Annotated in this window: 2 protein-coding genes; both read right to left on the minus strand. The window is 67.0% G+C overall.

Translation table 11 applies throughout. From position 1 onward, the window contains the following. Positions 1-426, minus strand: a 426-nt coding sequence (locus ABZ855_RS48390) for a hypothetical protein (RefSeq protein WP_360820481.1), incomplete at its 3' end; no start/stop codon positions are given. A gap of 366 nt (positions 427-792) precedes the next feature. Then, the coding region (locus ABZ855_RS48395) for a GNAT family N-acetyltransferase (RefSeq protein ID WP_360820484.1) at positions 793-1,172 on the minus strand (380 nt) is incomplete at its 5' end.

Below are 1,172 nucleotides of genomic sequence, written 5' to 3' on the forward strand. Positions count from 1 at the left end.
GCCGGAATCCACGCTTGCGCAGGCTCTGTTCCCCGACATGCCGCATGCCCTTCTCGGCCTGCTCCAGGTCCCCGGCGCGGCGGTGGCACATCGGCCTTGATGCTCCAGCGCGTTGGGCAACTGTTTGTCGGCCTCGGCCGAGAAGCTGCGGGCGAATTCTTCCAGTTCGCGGTTGCGATCGGACTGGACCATGGCGATGAACACCGCCGTGCCCGGGCTCTCCACGGTGAGGTAGTGCACGCCGCCCAGGCGCTGGTCGTCGGCGAGCTTCCAGTTGCCGGGAATCTGCACCTGCACGCCGAGGCGATCGTAGGCCTTGGGCTCGGCGACATTGGCCGCCGGTTCGCCGCAGGCGGCGAGCAGCGCGGCGAGCGCCAGGGACAAACCGCCAACGCAGACAGCGCGCAAACCGGGCATGCGTGTCATCGACTCCATCCCTGCAGTAGTCGCCCCCTGTGGGCACGGGCCACCCTAGCAGGCCCGCCGCCAGAACGCGCGTGCCGGGCGGGCTGGGTCGGCAAAGCAATTGTGGGCGATCGAAGGGCTGTGCGTGCGTAGTTCCGTCGTTGCCTGACGCGGCGATCTGCTTTCGCGACGTCTCTTCCTAATCGTCATCCTCGCGCAGGCGGGGATCCAGAGACTTCAGAGTCATGTCTCGATGAAGCCCTGGATTCCCGCCTTCGCGGGAATGACGGTAGGTGGGTTTCGCGGCAAGTCGGTTTCGCCGCGCCGCTCCATGCCGTCATCCCCGCGAAGGCGGGGATCCAGAGACTTCAGCGCAATGCCGCGATGTCAGTCCAACTGCACCCCGAAGTGAAACGCCTCGATCCGCAGCCGTTCGCGCAGATAGAACGCATGCGCGTCCTGCCGCTGCGTGCCCGAATCCAACTGCAATCGCGCGCAGCCCAAGCGCTTGGCCTCGGCCTTGAGCCAGTCGAGCATCGCCTTGCCGTAACCGCGGCTGCGCACGGTCTGGTCGACGATCAAATCGTCCACGTACACGTGCAGGCCCACCGCCAGCATTTCCATCACCCGCCAGCAGGCGAACGCGCGCGGCGCGCCGTCCTCGTCGAAGGCGACCGTGGCGCGGCAGCCCTGGGCGATCTGGCGGTGCATCTGGGCGACGAAGCGGTCTTCATCGAATTCCGGGCGCAGTTGCGAAACCAGCGGCC

The organism is Streptomyces sp. NPDC047042, from assembly GCF_040644035.1.
GTDB lineage: Bacteria > Actinomycetota > Actinomycetes > Streptomycetales > Streptomycetaceae > Streptomyces.